We start from the raw sequence: 21,532 nt of genomic DNA, 5'->3' as shown, positions 1-21,532 counted from the left end.
GCCCGGCGCGGTATCCACGCGAGCCGGGCACCGGTGCGCGCGGCGAGCCGGACCGCCGCGGGCAGCCCGCCGGGGATGGCGCCCAGCCGCTCGCCGACGACGAGCACCGACCCGGGCGCAGCGACGATGTCGGAGGCCTCGATGGAGTCGAGGAAAGCCGGTTCGTCGCCGGGGACGGTGGGGATCAGTCGGGCGTCGAGTTTCGCCGCGCCGGCGCTGCGCCAGGCGGCGACGGTGGTGACGCGCTGGCCGGCGGTGCGGACCGCGCGGCGCATCCGCAGGAAGACGATCGGCGATTCCTCTTCGGGTTCGAACCCGACGAGCAGTACCGACGGTGCGGCGACGAGTTCGGCGTAGGTGACGTCGTCGGGACGCGCGGCGATGTGACCGGAGAGGAACTCGGTCTCCTCGTCGCTGAGGTCGCGGGCCCGGAAGTCGATGTCGTTGGTGTCCAGGACCGTTCGCGCGAAGCGGGCATACGCGTAGGCGTCCTCGGCGGTCAGGCGGCCTCCGGTCAGCACGCCCGCTCGTCCGCGTGCGGCGTCGAGCCCGTCGGCGGCGTGGCGCAGTGCGTGCGCCCACGACACCTCGCGCAGCCGTCCGTCGGTGCCGCGGATCATCGGTGTGGTGATGCGGTCGGCGGCGGTGGTGTAGGCGAAGGCCCATCGTCCCTTGTCGCAGTTCCACTCCGCGTTGACGTCCGGGGCGTCGCCGGCGAGGCGGCGCAACACTTTCCCGCGACGATGATCGGTGCGCTGGGCACATCCGCTGGCGCAGTGCTCGCATACGCTCGGTGAACTCACCAGGTCGAAGGGGCGGGCGCGGAACCGGTACGCGGCGCCGGTCAACGCGCCGACCGGGCAGATCTGCACGGTGTTGCCGGAGAAATACGATTCGAACGGTTCGTCGGCGTAGATGGAGACCTGTTGCAGCGCACCGCGATCGGCGAGGTCGATGAGCGGGTCACCGGCCACCTGCGCGGAGAACCGGGTGCAGCGGGCGCACAGCACGCAGCGTTCCCGGTCGAGCAGGACCTCCGACGACAGCGGCACCGGTTTGGTGAAGGTGCGCTTCACCCCGGTGAAGCGGGAGTCGCCGCGGCCCGACGACATCGCCTGGTTCTGCAGTGGGCATTCGCCGCCCTTGTCGCAGACGGGGCAGTCGAGGGGATGGTTGATGAGCAGCAGCTCCATCACACCCCGCTGCGCCTTCGCGGCGGCCTCGGAGCTGCGCTGGGTGTGCACGACCATCCCGTCGGTCGCGACGGTGGTGCATGACGCCAACGGTTTCCGCTGCCCCTCCACCTCGACGAGGCACTGCCGGCACGCCCCGACCGGTTCGAGCAGCGGATGATCGCAGAAGCGGGGGATCTCGATGCCGAGTTCTTCGGCCGCCCGGATCACCAGCGTGCCCGGCGGGACGTCGACGGTGATCCCGTCGATGGTCACCGACACCAGTGCGGGTTTCTGCCCGGTGGCCTTCGAGTCGTCGACCGCGGTCATCGGGCACCTCCTGATTCCGGCGCGGCATCGTCGAACACCGTCGACAGGTGATGGTCGAACGGGCATCCGCCGTCGATGTGGGCGACGTACTCGTCGCGGAAGTAGGCGAGCGAGGAGATGATCGGGCTGCCGGCACCGTCGCCGAGGGCGCAGAAGGACTTGCCGACGATGCTGTCGGTGACGTCGGCGAGTGTGTCGAGGTCCTCCAGACGGCCCTCACCGGCCTCGAGTCGCCGCAGCAACTGCACCAGCCAGTAGGTACCCTCCCGGCACGGGGTGCACTTGCCGCAGGATTCGTGGGCGTAGAACTCGGTCCAGCGCAGCACCGCCCGGACCACGCAGGTGGTTTCGTCGAAGATCTGTAATGCCTTGGTGCCCAACATGGAACCGGCCGCGCCGACTCCTTCGTAGTCGAGTGGGACGTCGAGGTGTTCGGCGGTGAACATCGGCGTCGACGACCCGCCCGGCGTCCAGAACTTCAGCTCATGACCCGCACGGATGCCGCCGGCCCGATCCAGCAACTCCCGCAGTGTGATCCCGAGCGGCGCCTCGTACTGGCCTGGACGCGCGACGTGCCCGGACAGCGAGTAGAGGGTGAACCCCGGTGACTTCTCGGTGCCCATCGACCGGAACCAGTCGACGCCGTTGCGGATGATCGACGGCACACTCGCGATCGACTCGACGTTGTTGACCACCGTCGGACTCGCATACAGACCGGCGATCGCGGGGAAGGGGGGACGCAGACGCGGCTGACCGCGGCGGCCCTCCAGCGAGTCGAGCAGCGCGGTCTCCTCGCCGCAGATGTAGGCGCCGGCACCGGCATGCACGACGAGGTCGAGGTCGAATCCGGAACCGAGGATGTCGCGGCCCAGATAGCCTGCCGCGTAGGCTTCCTCGACCGCGGTCCGCATCCGGCGCAGCACCGAGGCGACCTCCCCGCGTACGTAGATGAACGCGTGGTGTGCACGGATCGCATACGCCGCGATGATCGCACCCTCGACCAGCGTGTGCGGGGTGGCCAGCATCAGCGGCATGTCCTTGCAGGTACCCGGCTCGGATTCGTCGGCGTTGACGACGAGGTAATGCGGCGGGGCGTTAGGGTCGTCGGATTGCGGGATGAACGACCACTTCATCCCCACCGGGAACCCTGCGCCACCCCGCCCGCGCAGGCCGGACGCCTTGATCGTCGCGATCAGCTCGTCCGGGGGTGTCTGCAGTGCGCTCCGAAGCGCCGCATAGCCGTTGTGCGACAGATAGTTCCGCATCGACCAGGACTCAGGCTCGGCCCAGTGCCGACTGAGCACCGGTGCCTCCGCCGGCTCGGGCTCCGGTTGTTCTCCGTCGTGACGCTCGCGAGCGCTCTCCGTAGGGATCGGTGTGGCGTCCAATCCCGCGAGTTCGCGGGCCGTCTTCCGGAACGAGCACAGACCACCGGTACCGCGGGTGGGCTCGACGGCCACCCCCGCCCGCAGGTCCTCGACGAGTTCGACGGTGCCGTCGGGGGTCTGGTTGTCGAAGAACTCCCAGTTGACCATCACCACCGGGGCGAAGTCGCAGGCCGCGTTGCACTCGAGATGTTCGAGCGTGATCCGGCCGTCCGCGGTGGTCTCGCCCGGTTCGATGCCGAGGTGTTCCTCGACCGCCGCGAGGATCTCGTCGCCACCCATCGCCGCGCACAGTGTGTTGGTGCACACCCCGACGAGATACTCCCCGGTGGGTGATCGCCGGTACATCGAATAGAAGGTGGCGACCGCGGCGACCTGCGCCTCGGTGAGATCGAGTTGTGCCGCACAGAATCTCACCCCCGCCCGGGTGATCTGACCGTCGTGCGACTGCACCAGATGCAGCAGCGGCAGCAGCGCCGAGCGCGCCTGCGGATAGCGGGCGATGATGGTCGCGGCCTCGGTGGCGAGACGGGCCGACGTGTCGTCGGGGTAGCGGTCGGCTCCCTCGAACACGATCGTCGGATGTGGGGGCGGCGCCACCAGCGGTTGGCCCTCCGCCGGACGCGCGGTGAGATCCACGAACACCGGCTCACTCATCGATCAACCCCTCCCATCACCGGGTCGATGCTCGCGACGGCGGTGATCACGTCGGCGACCATGCCGCCCTCGCACATCGCCGCCACCGCTTGCAGATTCGTGAACGACGGATCGCGATAGTGCACCCGGTAGGGGCGAGTGCCACCGTCGGAGACCATGTGCACGCCCAGTTCGCCGCGCGGCGACTCGACCGCGATGTAGCACTGGCCGGCTGGTACCCGCATACCCTCGGTCACCAGCTTGAAGTGATGGATCAGCGCCTCCATCGAGGTGCCCATGATCTTGGCGATGTGCTCGGGCGAGTTGCCCAGTCCGTCGGGACCCAGCGCGAGGTCGGCCGGCCACGCGATCTTGCGGTCGGCAACCATCACCGGGCCGGGCCGGAGCCGGTCGAGGCACTGCCGCGCGATCCGCACCGACTCCTTCATCTCCTTGACCCGGATCAGGTAGCGGCCATAGGAATCACAGGTGGTGTCGGTGATGACGTCGAACTCGTAGTTCTCGTAACCGCAATAGGGTTGGGACTTACGCAGGTCGTGTGGCAGTCCGGTGGACCGCAGCACCGGGCCGGTGATGCCCAGCGCCATACACCCGGTCAGATCGAGATACCCGACGCCCTGGGTGCGGGCCTTCCAGATGTAGTTCTCGTTGAGCAGGTCCTCGAGTTCGCCGAGACGGTGCGGCAGGAGGTCGAGCAGTTCGCCGATCTTCTCGGGCGCATCGTCGGGCAGGTCCTGTGACACGCCGCCCGGCCGGATGTAGGCATGGTTCATGCGCAACCCGGTGATGTATTCGAAGATGTCGAGGATGAGTTCGCGTTCCCGGAAGCCGAGGAACATCGCGGTGACCGCGCCGAGTTCCATGCCACCCGTCGCCAGCGCGACCAGGTGCGACGAGATGCGGTTGAGTTCCATCAGCAGCACGCGGATGACGCTGGCACGTTCGGGGATGTCGTCGGTGATGCCGAGCAGTTTCTCCACGCCCAGGCAGTACGCGGTCTCGTTGAAGAACGGGGACAGATAGTCCATCCGCGTGACAAAGGTGACGCCCTGAATCCAGTTGCGGTACTCGAGGTTCTTCTCGATCCCGGTGTGCAGGTAGCCGATTCCGCATCGCGCCTCGGTGACCGTCTCACCCTCGATCTCCAGGATCAGGCGCAGCACGCCGTGCGTGGACGGATGCTGTGGTCCCATGTTGACGACGATGCGTTCGTCGCCGGGTTGCGCCGCCGCACGCTCCCGCACGGCCGTGACGATCTGATCCCAGTCCTGCCCGGACACGGTGTAGGTCTGCGTGGGGCGGTAGCCGCCGCCGTCTGTCGTGGTCATCAGCTGTAGGACCTCCGCCGATCCGGGGGAGCCACGCGGGTTCCCTTGTACTCCACCGGGACTCCGCCGAGCGGATAATCCTTGCGCTGGGGGTGACCCTCCCAGTCGTCGGGCATCTCGATGCGGGTCAGCGACCGGTGGCCGTCGAAGACGATGCCGAAGAAGTCGTAGGTCTCGCGCTCGTGCCAGTCGTTGGTCGGATAGATGTCGGTCAGCGTCGGGACGTGCGGGTGCGCATCGGGGACCGCGACCTCGAGCCGGACGCGCCGGTTGTGGGTGATCGACGCCAGCGGATACACCGCGTGCAGTTCTCGATCCGCCTCTTCGGGATAGTGAACACCGTTGACGCCCAGACACAATTCGAAACGCAGCGTTTCCCGATTGCGCAGCGTCAGGGCGACCGCCCGCAGTTTGTCGGGACGGACGTGCAGGGTCATCTCGTCGGCGAAGATCACCACCTTTTCCACGGCGTCGTCGTATGTCACCGTGTTCGGCTCCGGGATCCCGGCGAGTCCGGCCGCCAGCTCGTCGGCGAGTTCGTCGAAGTACCCTCCGAACGGCCGAGTGGAGTTGCCGGGCAGCGTGATCGCCTCCACCAGCCCGCCGTAACCGGATGTGTCACCGCTGCCGTGTACCCCGAACAGGCCGTGGCGTACGGCGATCTGCTCGCCCCCGCGCCCAGCGTCGGTCGGTCCGGTCATCGGAGCAGGCCCTTCATCTCGATGGTGGGCTTCGCCTGCAGGGCGGCCTGCTCGGCGGCCCAGATCGCCTGCTCCCGATTCACGCCGAGTGGCATGTGCGCGATCTGTTCGTGCAGCTTCAGGATCGCGTTGAGCAGCATCTCCGGTCGCGGCGGGCAACCGGGGAGATAGATGTCCACCGGCACCACGTGGTCGACGCCCTGCACGATCGCGTAGTTGTTGAACATGCCACCGGACGACGCGCAAACCCCCATCGCCAGTACCCATTTGGGCTCGACCATCTGGTCATAGATCTGCCGGAGCACCGGGGCCATCTTCTGGCTGACCCGACCCGCGACGATCATCAGATCGGCCTGGCGGGGTGAGGCGCGGAACGCCTCCATCCCGAACCGGGCCAGATCGTATCGACCCGACGTGGTCGCCATCATCTCGATGGCGCAGCAGGCGAGCCCGAACGTCGCCGGCCACAGGGAACCCTTCCGCATGAACCCGGCCAGGTCCTCCACCGTGCTCAGCAGGAATCCGCTGGGCAGTCTCTCCTCGAGTCCCATGTCGCGAACCTCCTCGCATATAAGGCGGTCCCGGTGCGAGCCCGTCGTCGGGCGCGCACCGGGAAACCGCGGTCATTCCCAGGTGAGTCCTCCGCGGCGCCACTCATACGCGTAGGCCACCGACACATTGACGATGAACAGGGCCATGGCGGCGAGCCCGAACCATCCGAGGGCGTCGAAGGCGACGGCCCACGGATAGAGGAAGACGATCTCGATGTCGAAGATGATGAAGAGCATCGCGGTGAGGTAGTACTTCACCGGGATGCGCTGGATCGCATGTTCCATACGACCGGGTGTGGCGGTGATCCGGCGCGTGCCCTCGGCCGTCGCCACGCCGCCGACGGTGGGTGTCAGCGTGTGTGACTCGGTCAGTGGCTCGATCCCGCACTCGTACGGTTCGAGTTTGGCGCGGTTGTACCGTTTCGGTCCCACGAAGACTGCGATGCCGACCGAAAACACCGCAAACGCCACGGCAATTGCCCCGAGGACCATGATCGGGACGTAGGCGTTCATAGGCTGGCGGCCTCCCCACAGTGGCGTGTTCGGCCTGCTCGCGAAGCTCCCGGCGGGCCTGATGTGACATCTACCACAAGCCTACAAGCGTGGGCGCCGGTGCTGCGGAGATTTGTCGATTCGGGGAGCCGCGAGGGCTCGGGTCAGCGCGCGGTGGTGCGCAGGAGCTCGACGAACGTGGAAGAGAACGTGATCGGATCGACCGGCAGCGTCGCGGTGGCGTCGGCGCGTGACCAGTCGGCCAGCCACCGGTCATCGGCCCGGCCGAGCAGCACCAGGATCGGCGGGCACGGATCGATCTCGTCCTTCATCTGCTTCGCGACGCCCATGCCGCCCGACGGTGACGCCTCACCGTCGAGGATCACCGCGTCGACGACCCCGGCGTCGAGTTGGGCGAACACCATCGGTGCCGTGGCGACCTCGAGGAAGCTCAGATCGGGCAGATCTGGGTCGGGGCTGCGGCCGAGCGCCCCGATGACGGCGGCGCGGGTATCCGCGCGATCGGAATAGACCAGGACGCGCAGCGCTGATGCGGATTGTCGCCGGGGGTCGGTCACCCGGACGATGCTACCGGCCGTTGAGCCGCTGACTACACTCAACGGCGATGAGTTCCAACAAGCGCCGCGCCAAGCGCAAACGTCGATCCGCGGACAATCACAACGTCGTCGCCTTCCTCCACGGGGCGGGCGATGTCGGCGAGATCCTGGCCGCATACCGAACCTGGCTGGTGCAGAACCGTATCTGCAACGACGATATGCCACCCGAAGTTCTCGTCGGTTGCGCCGAACTGGCGATCACTGTGGCGGCGGGCATACGCCCCGAATTCGCACCCACGGCGTGGACCGTCGACGACGTCGATGGCGTGATCGGCCTGGTGGAGTACGTGGAGGATTCCGGGGGGGACGCGCCACCCACCGCGCTCATGCTTTTCGGGATGCGGATGCTGCTCGACTTCCTCGAGGACACCAACCGGTGGACCGGTCCGGTGCACGACTGGGAAGCCGCCGTGATGACTCTCGACGAGTGGATCGCCGACGAACTCCCCGACGAGCAGTTGCAGATCGAGGACGTCGACCCGGTCCACGCAGAAGCGGCGCTCTCCGAGCTCCGTCTGGTTCGTCGCCTCGACGCGTTTCTCGACTGGATCGGTGGCGAACGGCCGACGACAAGTGCGCGGTGGCTCAAGCCCGCGCTCCTGGGGGACCTGGGCGCCGCGGTGGGCATTGACGTGCCGCCGGGCCTCAAGAAGATGACCGACCACGACGAACTCGCCGACCTGTGGATGTTCGCGCAGGAATTGCAGCTGATCACGGTGAACACCTCGCGCGCCGAACCGACCCCGGTCGCGCAGCTCTGGCGTGCGCGCCCGCGGTTCGAGTTGGTGCGTGCGGCCGCCACCCTGGAACTCGACGCCTACTTGTCGGCCGAGAATCCGCTGAACCCGTTGCCGATGATGACGGCGCTGGCACTGCGTCAGGGGATGACCGAGTCGCCGATGTCGCTCGACATTTTCGAGCCCGACGACGACAGCGAACCGGACGACGACGACTGGCCGAGCACCATTCTCGACGAGATGATGCGTGATCGGCTCTCCGGCTTGGTCGAAGCGGGCTGGCTGTCCGTCGATGACGCCGGAGACCATGTGGTGCCGCGGGACCTGCGTCCGACTGTCGAGTCCGCGTTGGCGAGCCATATGGGTCCCGAGATGGGTCCCGCGGCCATGATGGCCGGCGGCCCAACCACCCGCCCCACCGTCGTCCCCGAGCTCACCGACGACATCGCCCAGTCGCAGCTCACCCTGCGCTTGGACATGCCCTACATCGAACCGCCGGTGACCCGACGTATCGCGCTGCCCGCATCGATGTCGCTGCCCGCCCTGCACTACGTGATCCAGACGATCATGCGATGGGATGACAGCCACCTGCATCGGTTCTTCACACCGGATGGCCATACAGAATTCGGACCGACCTACGATGCCGGTCCGTCCGGTGAGGTGTCGGTCGGCGCACTGATCAACAAACCGGGTGACGAGCTGTACTACAACTACGACTTCGGCGACGGATGGGAAGTACGCATCGTGGTCGAATCCCTCGCCGACCCATCCGGGACCGACGACGATCGACGACCGGTCGTCCTCGACGGCCATGGCACGGCGCCGTTCGACGACGTCGGCGGAGCCGGCGGCTGGGACCACTTCATCGTCGCTGTCACCGACCCGACACACGAGGACCACGACGAACTGCGCGAGTGGGCGGGTATGTCACCGACCGGGCAGTTCGATCCCACCGCCTTCGACGTGGACCAGACGAACCGGGCTCTGCGCCGTCAGTTCCGCGGATAGCACGAGCGACCCGCTGTCCCCGAGGATCGAGGCGCAGCCGACGGGATCGGGCGATCAGTGCTCGGTCGAGAACCCCGTCCGCCGGCGATGGTTCTCCAGGGCGAGCGCGACGAGCTGATCGATCAGATCCGAATAGGTCACGCCGGTGGCCTCCCAGAGTTTGGGATACATCGACGCCGGAGTGAAACCTGGAATCGTGTTGACCTCGTTCAGCAGCCACCCGCGGCCATCTTCCTCGTAGAAGAAGTCGACGCGGGCCATGCCCGCACACCGTAGGGCGACGAACGCCTGGGCGGCCAGCTCACGGACCTCACGCACGGCGCCGTCCGGGAGATCGGCGGGGATCACGAGCTTCGCGGCGCCGGTGACGTACTTGTCCTCGTAGTCGTAGAACTCGCTGCCCGGGAGGATCTCGCCGGGCAGCGAGGCCTCGGGTGCGGTGTTGCCGAGCACCGCGACCTCGATCTCGCGGGCGGTCACGTTCTCCTCGATGACGACCACGTCGTCGTAGCGCAACGCGACGTCGATGGCGTGGTCGAGTTCGGTTTCGTCGTGCGCCTTGGTGATGCCGACCGACGACCCGAGGTTGGCGGGCTTCACGAACACCGGCAGCCCCAGCTTCTCCACGGCCTCGGCGACGATGGTGTTCGGGTCGTTGATGCCGTCGCGGAACTCGATCCAGCGGCACTGCGGGAGCCCGGCCTGTTCGGCGACGATCTTCGCCATCGCCTTGTCCATGCAGACCGCCGACGACAACACGCCCGCGCCCACATACGGCACCCCGAACAGCTCGAGCATCCCCTGGATGGTGCCGTCCTCGCCGTGCGGTCCGTGCAGCAGAGGCAGCACGACGGTGATCGTCTGCGCCCCGGCCTCCCCGCGCAGCGCGGCCAGCGGTTCCACGACCGTGCCGGCCGGCTCCAGGGAGTCCGGCAGCTGACCGCCCTCGGCCAACGTGGCGATCGCCTTGTCGTTGCGCAGCCACGTCCCGTCCTTGGCGATCCCAATGGGCACGAGCTCGTATTTGCTGCGGTCGGCGGCGGCGAGAACATGGGCGGCGGTGACGCAGGACACGTCGTGTTCGGCGGAGACCCCGCCGTAGAGAACGACGAGGCGGAGCAGGGGTGAAGCCATGGCAGACACGATACGGCCACCGATCCCCGATCACCCGTCATGGTGCGCGTAGCGTTGCGGTGTGCATTTCACGGCGAGCGAGGTGGCCAAGGCAGTCCGCGGACAGCTGTTCGGTGTCGACGTGCTGCTCAGCGGCGCAAGCATCGACTCCCGGACCGTGCGGCCGGGACAGCTGTTCGTGCCGATCGTCGCCACACGTGACGGGCACGAGTACGTGCCGGCGGCGGCCGATGCGGGCGCGCTGGCGTACCTGACGTCGGAGGGCACGCTGCCTCGCGTCGACCTGTCGGCGATCGCCGTCACCGACACGGCCGCGGCGCTTGCCGACCTGGGCAGTGCCGCTCGCGACCGTCTGCCCGACCGTGTCGTCGGCATCACCGGGTCGGTGGGGAAGACCTCGACGAAGGACCTGCTCGCCGGGGTCCTCGCCACGACCTACCGGACGACCGCCAGCGAGAAGTCGTTCAACAACGAGCTGGGCCTGCCGCTGACGCTGGTGAACGCCGCCGAGAACACCGAGGCCGTCGTCGTCGAAATGGGCGCCCGCGGGGTCGGGCACATCGACCTGCTGTGCGAGATCGCCCGTCCGACCGTCGGCATCATCACCCGCGTCGAGGGGGTCCACCTCGAGCTGTTCGGCAACATCGAAGCCGTGGCAAGTGCCAAGGGTGAACTCGTCGAGGCGCTCCCGGTCGACGGTCTCGCGGTGCTCAACGCCGACCACAAACACGTCGCCGCGATGGCGGACCGCACCGACGCCGCTGTGCTGACTTTTGGACTCTCCCCGACCGCGGACGTGCACGCCTCCGACGTCATCCTCGACGAGCAGCTGCGCGCGTCGTTCCGCCTGCACAGCCCGTGGGGTGAGGTCGATGTGCGCCTCGGTGCGCGCGGCGAACACCAGGTGCCCAACGCCCTCGCGGCGGCCACGGCGGCCGGGTGGCTCGGGGTTTCCGTCGAGAAGATCGCCGACGGGCTGCTCAACGCGTCGTTGAGCGGGCTGCGGATGGACCTGGTGACCACCACCGACGGGGTGACGATTCTCAACGACGCCTACAACGCCAACCCGACCTCGATGTCGGCGGCGCTGCAGTCGCTCGCCGCGCTCGACGCCGGACGGCGGATCGCGGTGCTCGGCACGATGGCCGAGCTGGGGCACGACTCCGCCGAGCAACACGCCGCGATCGCCGCGCAGGCCCACGACCTCGGCATCGAGTTGATCGCGGTCGACGAACCCAGCTACGGCCCGACCGCCACCCACGTCGTCGGCGTCGACGGTGCGCTCACCGCCCTCGGCGACCTCGCCAAGGGCGACGCGGTGCTGGTCAAGGGCAGCCGGGTCGCCGCACTCGAACGGGTCGCCAACGCACTGCTCGCCTGACGCACCCGAACCTCGCCGACAGCACCCTAAAACCCGCCGACGGCACCCGGAATCTCGGCGACGGCACCACGACCTCGATGCTCTCGGCGAGAAATTGGCTGCTCTCGCCGCGAAACCGGGTGCTCTCGGTGAGAAACCGGGTGCTCTCGGCGAGAAACCGGGTGCCTCGGCGGACTACTGCCGGGCTGCGTTGGCGACGATGATGTCGTGCACGAACTGCGCGAGTCCCTCGGCGACATCCTCGTAGTGCTTGGTGAACCGAGCGTCCGCGAGGTACATCTCGGCGAGGTTGGTGTGCATTTCGTACCCGCAGTCGTAGAAGCGGGCGATCGACGCCCGGTGCTCCTCCGCCAGCACGTTCGCCTCCGAAGATCCCGGTGTCACACCCGCCCGCAGGGCGTCGGCGAACTTCGCCTCGAGCGCGTCGTTCTCGGCCTTGATGCGCTGCCAGTCGTCCTTGTCGAACCCCGCGGTGCGGTCCTGACTCTGCTGCCACGCCTTGGTGTCGCCCCAGCGTTCCTCGGCTTCGGCGGCGTACTCCTCGCCCTTCCAGTCCTGGCCGAAGATCTCGGCCTGCTCCTCGGCGGTGAGCTGGATGCCTTTCTTCTTGGCGTTCATCATCTCCTCCACAGCTGCGACCATCCGGTGCAGACGACCGATCCGCTCGATCAGCAATTCGTGCTGATCACGAAGATGCGCGATCGCATCCACTCGCGGATCGTCGAGCAGGGTCGCGATCTGCTCGAGAGAAAAGCCCAGTTCGCGGTAGGTGAGAACCTGATGCAACCGTTCGACGTCGGCGTCGTCGTAGACTCGATACCCCGCCGAGGTGCGTCCGGACGGGACAACAAGGCCGATCCGGTCGTAGTGGTGCAGGGTCCGCACGCTGATCCCGACCAACCCGGCCACGTCCCCGACGGTCCGTCCGTGTGCCACCTGGTGCCTTCCCTCGTTCACACCGGTCACTGTGCTCCCTGACGTCGCGTCAGGGTCAAGCACTCACGGCGCCAGCCCGAACTCCTGACCGTCCTTGCTGCAGGTGGCCAGGACGCCCGGTGTCTCCGACGGCCCGCAGTCCCATCCCGACACCGTCTGCGGCCGCCCGGTCGCGATCATCGGCCCGTACTCCGCAGCGATCTGCTCGGCGGTGTCGCAGGTCAGGTCTCCGGCCAGGATCAGGATGCGCAGCGCCCCGTCGGGGCCCGGGGTCTTACCGCACTCGGTCTGTCCGGTCGCCTCGTCGGCCACCGAGGTCGTCGGTGACGCCGGCTTCGGTCCGCCGATGACGGACGCGCTCGGGTTCTCCGACACCGCGGCCACACCGCTCGCCGCCGACGACGACGAGGACGACGGTGCCTCCGCCTCGCTACCGCACCCGGCGAGGGCGAACCCATAGCATCCGACGACGGCGGCGACCACGATCCGATTCAGGCTGCGCGACATGGTGATCACCGTACCGGGTTTGGGTTGCGCGGCCGCGACCTGCGAAGATGCACCGGTGAGTTCCAGCAAGACCCCTCTGACACCCGACCACTCGTACACCGTGGGCACGCCGCTGCCCGGCACGATGGGGCGCACCGGCGTCATCGAGACGCCGCACGGACGCATCCACACCCCCGCGTTCGTCCCGGTCGGCACCAAGGCGACGGTCAAGACGGTGCTGCCGGAGTCGGTCGCGGCGCTCGGTGCGCAGGCCGTGCTGGCCAACGCATATCACCTCTATCTACAGCCGGGGCCGGAGATCATCGACGAGGCCGGCGGGCTCGGCGCATTCATGAACTGGCCCGGCCCGACCTACACCGATAGCGGTGGATTCCAGGTGATGTCGCTGGGGGCGGGGTTCAAGAAGGTCATCTCCATGGACGTCGCCGGTGAACAGGATGACGAGATCACCGCCGACGGCAAGGAACGTCTGTCCGCAGTGGACGACGACGGCGTCACGTTCAAATCGCATCTGGACGGCTCGGCGCATCGGTTCACTCCCGAGGTGTCGATGCAGATCCAGCATCAACTCGGCGCCGACATCATCTTCGCCTTCGACGAGCTCACCACCCTGATGAATACCCGTACCTACCAGGAGAATTCGCTCGAACGCACTCGGTTGTGGGCGATTCGCTGTCTGGCCGAACACAATCGGCTGTCCACCGAACGAGTCCATCGGCCGCCGCAGTCGCTGTGGGGCGTCATCCAGGGCGCCCAGTACGAGGACCTGCGTCGCAAGGCGGCACGCGACCTCGTCGCGATGAGCAACCGCGACCAGGCCGAGGGCGGACGGGGATTCGGTGGCTACGGCATCGGCGGCGCGCTCACCAAGGACGACCTCGGCACCATTGTCGGCTGGGTCAACGAGGAACTTCCCGAGGACACCGCCAAACACCTCCTCGGCATCAGCGAACCCGACGACATCTTCACCGCGATCGAGAACGGCGCGGACACCTTCGACTGTGTCTCGCCCACCCGGGTGGCCCGCAACGGCGCCATCTACTCCCTCGACGGGCGTTACAACATCACGAATGCGCGCTACCGTAAGGACTTTCGTCCGCTCGATCCGGAGATCGAGAACTACACATCCCAATACAGCCGGGCCTACCTCCATCATTTGTTCAAGGCGAAGGAGGGCCTGGCCGCGACATTGGCCACGCTGCACAACGTCTCGTTCATCGTGACGCTCGTCGACCGGGCCCGCCAGGCCATCGAGGACGGCAACTACGTCGAGTATCGTGACGAGTTCCTCGCCCGCTACTACGCGGGAGTACGTGCCTGACATAGGTGGCGGCGTCTGGCGAGACCCAGGGGAGGAACCCTACGTGCCGGCGCCGAGCCGCTGCTGCGCCCAGGACCAGTCGATCCGTTCCTGTTCGAGCCGGACGCGTTCTCCGAGTACGTCGCTCACGAGGTCGGCGTAGAGGTCGCGCTCAGCAGGCGTCAGCCGGGTCAGGCCCGACGACGTCGGCCGATCTTCGGTGACCCACCGATCCCGATGCGCGTCAAGGGTGGTCCGATCCATCAGCACCGACTCGGTCTGCGGAAGCCAGGCCCGCAGCCGATCCAGGATCGCGAAGCCGTGGGTGTCGAGGTCACCCCAATAGTGGAGCGGCACGTCGGCCAGCCAGGGGAGCCGTCCGATGCGATCCACTTCGAACCCCTTGCCCCACAGCACCATACCGTCATCGGGGATGTCGACACTCAGGTAGGTGATCTCGTTTTCGATGACGAGCGCGGAGTGCGGCCGTAGATCGAATTGCGCGAGTTCGTCTGCGCGAACCGAGATCTCGGTGAGCGGTGTCGGCAAACCCAGCGACGATGACGGGCGTAGCCGCACGAACTCGGGCTTGCCGTGCAACCCCAGCCCGGAGAGAAACCCGGACGCGGTCGACGGCACCCCGAGCATTGCCGCGAGCACCGACCGATGACGTTCGGCGAACTTGGTGTCGACTCCGGGCGCGCTGATCTCACGCAGATACCGATCCGATCGCCGATGCGCGTCCAGCCACGTGTAGGCGGCGATCAGACGAGGCATCTCCGGAGCCAATTCGATTGCACGCAGCGGATTGTCGACGACCCAGTTGCGTATGGCAGGTCGGGTGGCGGCCAGGTCGAGAACCTCCTCGAATCGACGGACGGACGGACCCACCCCCAGTAGCGTCCACGCCTGCTCGAACGACGACACCACCGCCCGCGTGGGGAGCCGGTTGCGTCCGACCTGACGGCCCCCGACGGTCTGCCACTGAAGTGTGTAGCGCCGGTCGTCACGACGGCCCGCGTCGAGCGCGGTCACCCAGTCGCGTGCGGCGCCGAGGTCCTCACCTATTTGTGACGGTGTCGGTCCGCGTAGCGGAACCTCGATGGGTTCGAGAGCGGAGCCGGTCGCGTAGGCGCGCAACAGCGATCCGTCCTCCCATCGGCGCCGTACCTTCGTAGTGACGTCGTCGGGAACAGTCCAGCGTCGACTCACTTCAGGCGTCCGTCGCGACGCGACCGGTACTCCTCGATCGTCATCGTCTGCAGCCGCGAGAACGTACCGGTGGGGTTGTCGACGAACCCGATCGCCTTCACATACGGTTCGATGACGTGCACCTTCTGCAACGGTGTCACGATGAGCAGTTGTAGACCGAGCTTGGCGAAAAGGTCAAGCGCATAGCGGGTCGACACGTCTGATCCTCGTCCGAACGCCTCGTCGATCACCGCGAACCGGAAGTCGCGGGATTTCTCCACACCCCATTCCAGCCCGAACTGATAGGCCAGGGACGCCGCCAGGATCGTGTAGGCCAGCTTCTCCTTCTGCCCGCCGGACTTGCCGTCGGAATCGCTGTAGTGCTCCCACTCGACGCCGGTGTCGACGTCCCGCTCGGACGCGGAGAACACGAACCAGTTGCGCACATCGGTCACCCGGCGCGTCCAGTTCTTGTCGGAGTCGGCATGCCCATCGCGGCCGCGGAACCGTTCGATGATCCGCTTCACGTCCAGGAAGCGCTGCTCGGAGTACTGATCGCCGTCGACGGCGAGGCTGTCGTTGGTCAGGTTGCGCAGATCGGCGCGGAACTGTGCCACATCCTGATTCGTGGTGGATTCCCGCTCGAGCCGGATGTAGCGGCCCGGGTTGTAGGGCACCGCACCCAACGCCTCGTTGATGCGCGCGACGCGTTCGTCGATCGAGGCGGCCTGCCGGTTGAGCCAGTTGTTGAACCCGGCGAGTTCCTGGATGGCGTTCTTGTTCAGTTGCTCCTTGAACTCGAGCTCGAAGCGCGGCAGGTCGTCGGTGGCGACACGTTCGCGGAACATCACGAAATCGGCCCGTGCGTCGACGTGGGCGTCCATGTCGGCCCGCAGGTCCGGCCAACGCCGCAGCACGTCGGCCATGTACTGGGCCAGACTCTGCCCGAAACCACCGAGTTCCCGTGTGAGCCGCTCGATCCGTTGATGAAGGGTCGATGACAGCGAGTTCTCGGCTGCCGCGCAATCGGTCGCCCGCGTCGGCAACGTCCCGGTGAGACGTTGTGTCAGTGCGGCATACGATGCACGAGCGGTGGCGAGATCTGCATCGGAGTGTTGCGCGATGAACTCGTCGTCGCGCTTCTTGAGTTGTTCGGCCTGATTCGCCTCCGCAGCCGTGGTGGCAAGCTTGCCGGTGAGATCGTCGATCACCTCTGCCGCCGCGGCGGAGAGTTCGGCATTGCGTTCCAGCGCGGTCGTGATCTCCTGCAGGCGTGAGGAACCCGACTCCAGCCGGACGCGTTCGGCCTCGTACTCGTCGGCACGGCGCTGGGCCTCCTCGACGTCCAGATCGGCCCACGAGTGGAAGCCGTCGAGGCGGGCGAGCGCCTCGCGCCGGGTCTGCAGGGCGTCCCGTTCCTCCGACAGCGCGGCCACATCGGCTGCCGCGACTGCGCGGTGTCGGTCGAGATCGTCGAGATCCTCACGCAGCGCGGCGATCTTGCGTTCATTCGCCCAGCCCAGCACCCACCGTCGGGGATCGTCGACGCGGTGTCGGTCGTCCTTCTCGTGCCGCCCACCAGAGCGCACCTGACCCTCGCGGGTGACGGCCCGCTTCGCGGCCCGGAACTCCTCGAGCGTCACCGCGCACTGGTGATCGGCGCGCTTGATCAGTTCGTCGCGCAGATAGTCCTCGAACGGACCCTCTTTGATCTCCAGACAGTCGGCCAGCACCATGACGCCGGAGTCCTGTCGCTGCAACGGAACCCGACGTGCCGGCACCCGTTCGTACACGAGTTTCGCGCCGACCGTCCGGCCACCGGCCCCGTGAAACGTGAGCCGACGACCATTGACCCACTGCGTGACGGCCTCGTAATGCTGCTGCGGCACAAACAGCGACAGCGCGAACCCACGCAGCACCCGTTCGGCCGCGCCCCGCCACTGTGCATGGTCCTCGTCGACGTCGAGAAGCTCGCCCGCGTAGGGCAGGTCCTCGTGTGTGAGACCCAGATCGGTGCAGAGCTGATCGCGCAGCTGCACCTGGTCGGGCGGCAGGTTGCTCGTACGGTTCTGCAGGTCGTCGAGTTCGGCGCGGATGGCGTCACACCGTCGGGCCGCTTCCTTCTCACGCCCGATGGCATCGGCCGTCGACGAGTCGAGCGTGCGCTTCGCGTCGTCCAGCCGCGGCCGTTCATCGGTGATGAGTCCACGTAACGCGGTGAACTGCTCACCGGTGGTGACCGGATCGAATGCGGCGTCGGCCACGGTTGCGTCGAACAGGGTTCGGCCGTGGCGGCGTTTGGCGACATCGTCACGGGCAGCGGCCGCGAGCCGTTCGAGTTCGCCCACCCGATCACCGCCGGCCCGGGCGCGCTCCTCGATCAGGGACTCGCGTTCGCGGCTCAGATTCCGTTGTCGGGCTTTGGCGTCGTCCTGCTCGCGCAGCAGCCGTTCGCCCTCGGCGGTCAGGGTGGTGATCTCGTCGGCGAGCAGGCCCGACCGATGCTCGGCGATGAACAACCGCACCGCCGCTCGCTGCAGGTCGAGCGCGTCACGTTCGGCCAGCGCGGCATCGTATTTCGCGGTCGTCGAGACGATCGGATCGAGCGCCTCGAGCTGTTCGCGGGCACGTTTGACCGCGTCGTAGGCCTTGGTGAGGTCGTCGAAGTGGGCGATGATGTCGCGGACCCGGTCGGTGGCGTCGCTGGGCTCGAGCATGTGCCCGCGGACGAAGTCGTTGAGGTTGCCGACCGACTTCATCGACACGGTCTGATGCAGCAGTTCCAGGGCCTGCTCGGACCGGATACCGAGCAGACGCCGGAGCGATGTCGAGTACTTGGGGAACTCGTCGACGACGTCCGCGCCGCCGGCGCGCAGTCGTTTGCGCAGGTCACGCAGATCGGAACCGAAGTCGGCGAAGTCGGATGCGATGGCGAGCTGTTTGGTCGCGGTGACGTAGAACCGGTACGGCTGCCCGGCGCTGTCACGCTGCTGGAAGACCTGCGCCAAGGTGACGGTCTCGTCGTAGCCGGGGTTGTTGAAGACTCCGAGGATCACCGAGTAGGTGCTGCGATCCTGACGCAGACCCTTGGCGCGTGATCGTCCGGTCGCCTCCTGACGTTCGGACTTGTAGTGACCCTCGACGTAGGAACGCAGGGTGCGTTCCTTGGCTTCGGCGCCCGCGGCCTTGTTGTAGGCGATCTTGTGCGCGGGCATCAGCAGGGTCGTCACGGCGTCGACCAGGGTGGACTTGCCCGATCCGATATCGCCGGTCAGCAACGTGGTGTCGGTGTTCGGCGTCAGGCGCCACACCTGGCGGTCGAAGGTGCCCCAGTTCAGGACCTCGACGTGCTGGAGCCGGAAACCGGCTCCGCCGCCTGCGGTTCCGAGTTCGACCGACGAGAACAATCCCTCACTCATCGGTGGCCACCGCCCCGGCGTATTCCCGTAGCTTGCCGGCGAAGTCCGACAGGGTCTGCGCGTCGATGTAGGCCTTGATGATGCGCCGGACCTCCCACTGATCGGTCTGTCCGCGCAGTTGCCGCAGGAATCCCAGCTCGACGGCCTTCTTGATCGTCGACTCGGCCTGGTCGACGAGCCGGGCCTCGTTGGTCGAATCGGCGTGGAAAAGCCGGAGCATCTCCACGATCTGGTCGGTCGACAGGACGAGTCGTCCTTCGCCGCCGGTGATCTCGAACTCCAGCAGCCGTTTGCGCAGCAGGACCAGCAGCAGACTGACGTTGTAGGTGAGCGCGCGGCGACGCACCAGCCGCGGAAGGGGTTCGTCGCCTTCGGATTCCGGGCGCGACCGCAGGTAGGCGTAGCCCTCGGAGTCGTCGACGACCACGTCGACGCCGATGGTGGCGAAGTGATCGCGCACGCCTGCTCCGGACCGCTCGAGCGTGGCCCAGGTGTCCTCGTCGGACTCGCGATACACCACACCCTGCATCAGCCGGATGATCGCGCTCGCTATGGCTCGTTCGTCGGTCATCGTCGTCTCACCGTGACTCTCGGTAGCCGGGCCCGCTTGGTGGTGTCCGGGTCGTCGGGGTCGGGGTATTCCAGCAGCATCTCGTCGGTGTCGTCGATGTCCACGCTGACGTCGTCGTCGCCGAGCGCGAGGTAGCCGACGATCTCGGCCGCACCCTGCTCGATCGGGTACATGGTGACCACGTCGGACAGCAGCGCCGACGACCTCTCCGGGAGGATGTTGCGGATGTTGGCGGCCAGCCGGGCCTGGTCGACGAAGGTCTGGGTGAACAGGAGGTCGGCATCGACCTGTTCGGTCGCGTCGTCGACCCTGCTCTCGACGGTCACCACGGCGGGCTGCTGGTAGAGCGGCCGTTCGAACGGCAGGCTGATCTCGATGCCGGGTTGGTCCACTTCGAGGCCGAACCCGGGTTCCTCGCCGCGTATTTCGAGGGCGGTGCTCTCCACCGAGCGGACGAGGTCGAGGACGCGTCGGTTCTCCAACCACACCTGGTCGTCGAGGAACTGGCGGAGTTGCTCCGAGATCTGCCGGACCGTGCGTTGGGTGCGGTCGGCGGCCTCCGACCAGTCGTGGTGGATGCCGCGGATACGTCGGTCGGCGTCCACGATGTCGAGCGACGACACTTTGGCCAGCAGATCCGACAGTTCGGTTTGCCTGGCGTCGGACAGCAGGAACTCGTAGAAGGACTGGAAGCTACGGCCCTGGTCGGAGCCGGCGATCTCCGAGCGGCTGCCCACCAGCTCGGCGAGAAGCTCACCCTTCGGACCGTCCCAGGACGCGATCTTCTCCCGGGCGGTCCGGTCGAGGAGACGGAAGTTGTCCTCGACCTCCCGAAAGTCGGAGAGCAGGTCCCGTGCGGTCGATGCCAGCTGCTGATAGCGGTCACGGACGCCGGTCGAATCGAGCACCGCGACGTCACCCGACTCGACGGCGGCGATCTCGGCATCGATCTCGGCACGGCGGCGCCGCAACTCGGCCAATCGGATCTCCGGGTCGGCCTCGGTGCCGTGCACGATCTGTCTGAGCAGTTCGACGACGGTGTGGAGCCGCGACTCGGTGCCGACGAACGACCGTCCCTGCAGGGAGACGACAAACGCGTAGGCCTTCTCGAACGCGGGCGTCACCTCGTAGTGGACCTCGTCGTCGCCGGGTGGGTAGAAGCGGCGCAGGAAGCCGGCCTCGGTCGCCGACCAGTCCTCGAGGTAGGCGCGCGGCTCCTTCGGAAACCTGGCCTGCCCGTCCTCGGTCGGTACGGCGATGTTGAGGTCGTAGAGCAGGTCGTCCAACGCCGTGGCCAGGTCACTGGCCGAAGTCGCGCCGCGATTGCCCTCGACAAAGAAGTTACCGAGAAAGGCCAGGATGAGCGGGGAGTTGTGGGCACGCAGGAGCCGCCACGCGGGATGCCGCTCCCACAGGCTGCCGAACGCGTCGAAATCCACGGGTCAAGGGTAGGCAACAGCCCTGACAGAAACACGTAACCCCCAGGTGTCGAACCGGGTGTTGTGCTGCCGCTCGCGGAGCTGGTGGCGGGTTGACGCGCATTGTGCCCGGCTGCGACCGATCTGTGGCGAACTCGACAGAATCCCGTGTCCACTCTGGCGATGTATGTTCAATTCATATATCACCAATATGGAGGTTGCTGGGCTCTGCTTCCGCTCCCCAACCGTCCCACCGCCGAACGTCCGGCTATCCCCACGGAACTCGGCGACCACGTCGTCGCCGCAGCGGACCGTGACATCGTAGATCCCGTTGCGTCCGAACCGCCCTCGCGCCACGGACTCCGCGACGAGGACATCTCCCTCGCGCGTCGGCCGCAGGAAGCGAACGCTGAGGACGCCGTCACCGTTCTTGGATCGCGCCACCGCGCCGACAACAGTTCCGGTCTCGCGGTACTCGTCGCCCAGGCCGACGGCCACGGTCTGGAGAACCTCGTGGACCTCGGTCTCGTAGGTTCCGCCCTTGATCGGGGACACCTTGCTCACCGGCGCCTTCGCCTCGGCGATCTGCAGCGCGGTGACCACCTGGTCGAGTCGGCCGGTCAGTTCGGTGTGCTGCTTCGTCAACTGTTCGGTGAGCGACTCCTGGCGCTTGGCCAGGTCGGCCGAGCGCTTGGCC

17 protein-coding genes and 1 pseudogene are annotated in these 21,532 nt (G+C 67.1%); 3 read left to right on the top strand and 15 right to left on the bottom strand.

The annotated features are described in order from the left end of the window. The 7 genes from GORHZ_RS21025 to GORHZ_RS20995 form a co-directional block, all read right to left on the bottom strand. Positions 1-1,502: NADH-quinone oxidoreductase subunit G (locus tag GORHZ_RS21025; protein ID WP_006336607.1), on the bottom strand; the 1,502-nt coding region annotated here is incomplete at its 3' end. Next, a complete protein-coding gene (nuoF, locus tag GORHZ_RS30255; protein WP_006336606.1) occupies positions 1,499-3,544 on the bottom strand; it encodes an NADH-quinone oxidoreductase subunit NuoF in 2,046 nt (681 codons plus the stop codon). The genes GORHZ_RS21025 and nuoF, both read right to left, overlap by 4 nt. Next, entirely contained in the window at positions 3,541-4,872 is a 1,332-nt protein-coding gene (nuoD, locus tag GORHZ_RS21015; RefSeq protein ID WP_006336605.1) for an NADH dehydrogenase (quinone) subunit D, read from the bottom strand. Before nuoD ends, nuoF begins: the two co-directional genes overlap by 4 nt. Then, positions 4,872-5,573, bottom strand: coding sequence for an NADH-quinone oxidoreductase subunit C (locus GORHZ_RS21010; RefSeq protein WP_006336604.1), 702 nt, complete (start codon positions 5,571-5,573; stop codon positions 4,872-4,874). The genes nuoD and GORHZ_RS21010 overlap by 1 nt, the downstream gene beginning before the upstream one ends. Beyond that, positions 5,570-6,124, bottom strand: a complete 555-nt coding sequence (locus GORHZ_RS21005) for a NuoB/complex I 20 kDa subunit family protein (protein WP_006336603.1) — start codon at positions 6,122-6,124, stop codon at positions 5,570-5,572. Before GORHZ_RS21005 ends, GORHZ_RS21010 begins: the two co-directional genes overlap by 4 nt. A gap of 72 nt (positions 6,125-6,196) precedes the next feature. Further along, on the bottom strand, positions 6,197-6,637 hold the full coding sequence (locus GORHZ_RS21000; RefSeq protein WP_006336602.1) for an NADH-quinone oxidoreductase subunit A: 441 nt from the start codon (positions 6,635-6,637) through the stop codon (positions 6,197-6,199). A 143-nt stretch (positions 6,638-6,780) separates the two neighbouring features. Continuing rightward, positions 6,781-7,194 (bottom strand): DNA-binding transcriptional response regulator, encoded by a 414-nt coding sequence (locus tag GORHZ_RS20995; protein WP_006336601.1) that lies wholly within the window; start codon positions 7,192-7,194, stop codon positions 6,781-6,783. Positions 7,195-7,241: 47 nt separating this feature from the next. Here GORHZ_RS20995 and GORHZ_RS29655 point away from each other — a divergent pair, with 47 nt between their 5' ends. Next, the gene (locus tag GORHZ_RS29655) at positions 7,242-8,978 is read left to right on the top strand and encodes a plasmid pRiA4b ORF-3 family protein (protein WP_006336600.1); all 1,737 of its coding nucleotides are present in this window, start codon (positions 7,242-7,244) and stop codon (positions 8,976-8,978) included. A 54-nt stretch (positions 8,979-9,032) separates the two neighbouring features. On the opposite strand, the gene GORHZ_RS20985 is transcribed toward GORHZ_RS29655, so the two are convergent. Then, positions 9,033-10,112: a D-alanine--D-alanine ligase family protein gene (locus tag GORHZ_RS20985; RefSeq protein WP_040532762.1), complete on the bottom strand. Its 1,080-nt coding sequence runs from the start codon at positions 10,110-10,112 to the stop codon at positions 9,033-9,035. 61 nt (positions 10,113-10,173) lie between these two features. Between GORHZ_RS20985 and GORHZ_RS20980 the strand changes: the two genes are divergently transcribed. Next, positions 10,174-11,493 (top strand): UDP-N-acetylmuramoyl-tripeptide--D-alanyl-D-alanine ligase, encoded by a 1,320-nt coding sequence (locus tag GORHZ_RS20980; RefSeq protein ID WP_006336598.1) that lies wholly within the window; start codon positions 10,174-10,176, stop codon positions 11,491-11,493. A gap of 174 nt (positions 11,494-11,667) precedes the next feature. Here the strand turns inward: GORHZ_RS20980 and GORHZ_RS20975 are convergent, their stop codons facing one another. Both GORHZ_RS20975 and GORHZ_RS20970 read right to left on the bottom strand, forming a co-directional pair. Next, positions 11,668-12,459: a MerR family transcriptional regulator gene (locus tag GORHZ_RS20975; protein ID WP_006336597.1), complete on the bottom strand. Its 792-nt coding sequence runs from the start codon at positions 12,457-12,459 to the stop codon at positions 11,668-11,670. A 33-nt stretch (positions 12,460-12,492) separates the two neighbouring features. Further along, positions 12,493-12,936, bottom strand: a complete 444-nt coding sequence (locus GORHZ_RS20970) for a hypothetical protein (protein WP_006336596.1) — start codon at positions 12,934-12,936, stop codon at positions 12,493-12,495. Positions 12,937-13,060: 124 nt separating this feature from the next. On the opposite strand from GORHZ_RS20970, the gene tgt reads away from it, so the two are divergent. Continuing rightward, positions 13,061-14,257 carry a tRNA guanosine(34) transglycosylase Tgt gene (gene tgt / locus GORHZ_RS20965; RefSeq protein WP_373279624.1) on the top strand — a complete coding sequence of 399 codons (1,197 nt, stop codon included), beginning with the start codon at positions 13,061-13,063 and terminating at the stop codon, positions 14,255-14,257. A gap of 39 nt (positions 14,258-14,296) precedes the next feature. Here tgt and GORHZ_RS20960 read toward each other — a convergent pair whose 3' ends face one another. From GORHZ_RS20960 to GORHZ_RS20940, 5 genes and pseudogenes are all read right to left on the bottom strand, one after another. Beyond that, entirely contained in the window at positions 14,297-15,448 is a 1,152-nt protein-coding gene (locus GORHZ_RS20960; protein WP_006336594.1) for a Wadjet anti-phage system protein JetD domain-containing protein, read from the bottom strand. Further along, positions 15,445-18,846, bottom strand: a complete 3,402-nt coding sequence (locus GORHZ_RS20955; protein WP_006336593.1) for an ATP-binding protein — start codon at positions 18,844-18,846, stop codon at positions 15,445-15,447. The genes GORHZ_RS20960 and GORHZ_RS20955 overlap by 4 nt, the downstream gene beginning before the upstream one ends. After that, positions 18,839-19,417, bottom strand: a complete 579-nt coding sequence (locus tag GORHZ_RS20950) for a DUF4194 domain-containing protein (RefSeq protein ID WP_006336592.1) — start codon at positions 19,415-19,417, stop codon at positions 18,839-18,841. The genes GORHZ_RS20955 and GORHZ_RS20950 overlap by 8 nt, the downstream gene beginning before the upstream one ends. Further along, positions 19,414-20,856, bottom strand: a complete 1,443-nt coding sequence (locus tag GORHZ_RS20945) for a DUF3375 domain-containing protein (protein WP_006336591.1) — start codon at positions 20,854-20,856, stop codon at positions 19,414-19,416. The genes GORHZ_RS20950 and GORHZ_RS20945 overlap by 4 nt, the downstream gene beginning before the upstream one ends. A 243-nt stretch (positions 20,857-21,099) precedes the next feature. Further along, positions 21,100-21,243, bottom strand: a pseudogene (locus tag GORHZ_RS20940) (hotdog family protein); the annotation flags it as partial. Positions 21,244-21,532: the final 289 nt, after the last annotated feature.

Origin of the sequence: Gordonia rhizosphera NBRC 16068, assembly GCF_000298195.1 — a bacterium.
Lineage (GTDB): Bacteria > Actinomycetota > Actinomycetes > Mycobacteriales > Mycobacteriaceae > Gordonia > Gordonia rhizosphera.
Note: the sequence above shows the minus strand (reverse complement) of the source record. Positions and strands in the feature narration are given on the sequence as shown.

Bases quoted from the DNA above. Each gene is read 5' to 3' on its own strand.
- GORHZ_RS20970 (WP_006336596.1), bottom strand. From the start codon at position 12,936: ATGTCGCGCAGCCTGAATCGGATCGTGGTCGCCGCCGTCGTCGGATGC.
- GORHZ_RS21010 (WP_006336604.1), bottom strand. From the start codon at position 5,573: ATGACCGGACCGACCGACGCTGGGCGCGGGGGCGAGCAGATCGCCGTA.
- GORHZ_RS20955 (WP_006336593.1), bottom strand. From the start codon at position 18,846: ATGAGTGAGGGATTGTTCTCGTCGGTCGAACTCGGAACCGCAGGCGGC.
- nuoF (WP_006336606.1), bottom strand. From the start codon at position 3,544: ATGAGTGAGCCGGTGTTCGTGGATCTCACCGCGCGTCCGGCGGAGGGC.
- GORHZ_RS21000 (WP_006336602.1), bottom strand. From the start codon at position 6,637: ATGAACGCCTACGTCCCGATCATGGTCCTCGGGGCAATTGCCGTGGCG.
- GORHZ_RS29655 (WP_006336600.1), top strand. From the start codon at position 7,242: ATGAGTTCCAACAAGCGCCGCGCCAAGCGCAAACGTCGATCCGCGGAC.
- nuoD (WP_006336605.1), bottom strand. From the start codon at position 4,872: ATGACCACGACAGACGGCGGCGGCTACCGCCCCACGCAGACCTACACC.
- GORHZ_RS20950 (WP_006336592.1), bottom strand. From the start codon at position 19,417: ATGACCGACGAACGAGCCATAGCGAGCGCGATCATCCGGCTGATGCAG.
- GORHZ_RS20985 (WP_040532762.1), bottom strand. From the start codon at position 10,112: ATGGCTTCACCCCTGCTCCGCCTCGTCGTTCTCTACGGCGGGGTCTCC.
- GORHZ_RS21005 (WP_006336603.1), bottom strand. From the start codon at position 6,124: ATGGGACTCGAGGAGAGACTGCCCAGCGGATTCCTGCTGAGCACGGTG.
- tgt (WP_373279624.1), top strand. From the start codon at position 13,061: ATGGGGCGCACCGGCGTCATCGAGACGCCGCACGGACGCATCCACACC.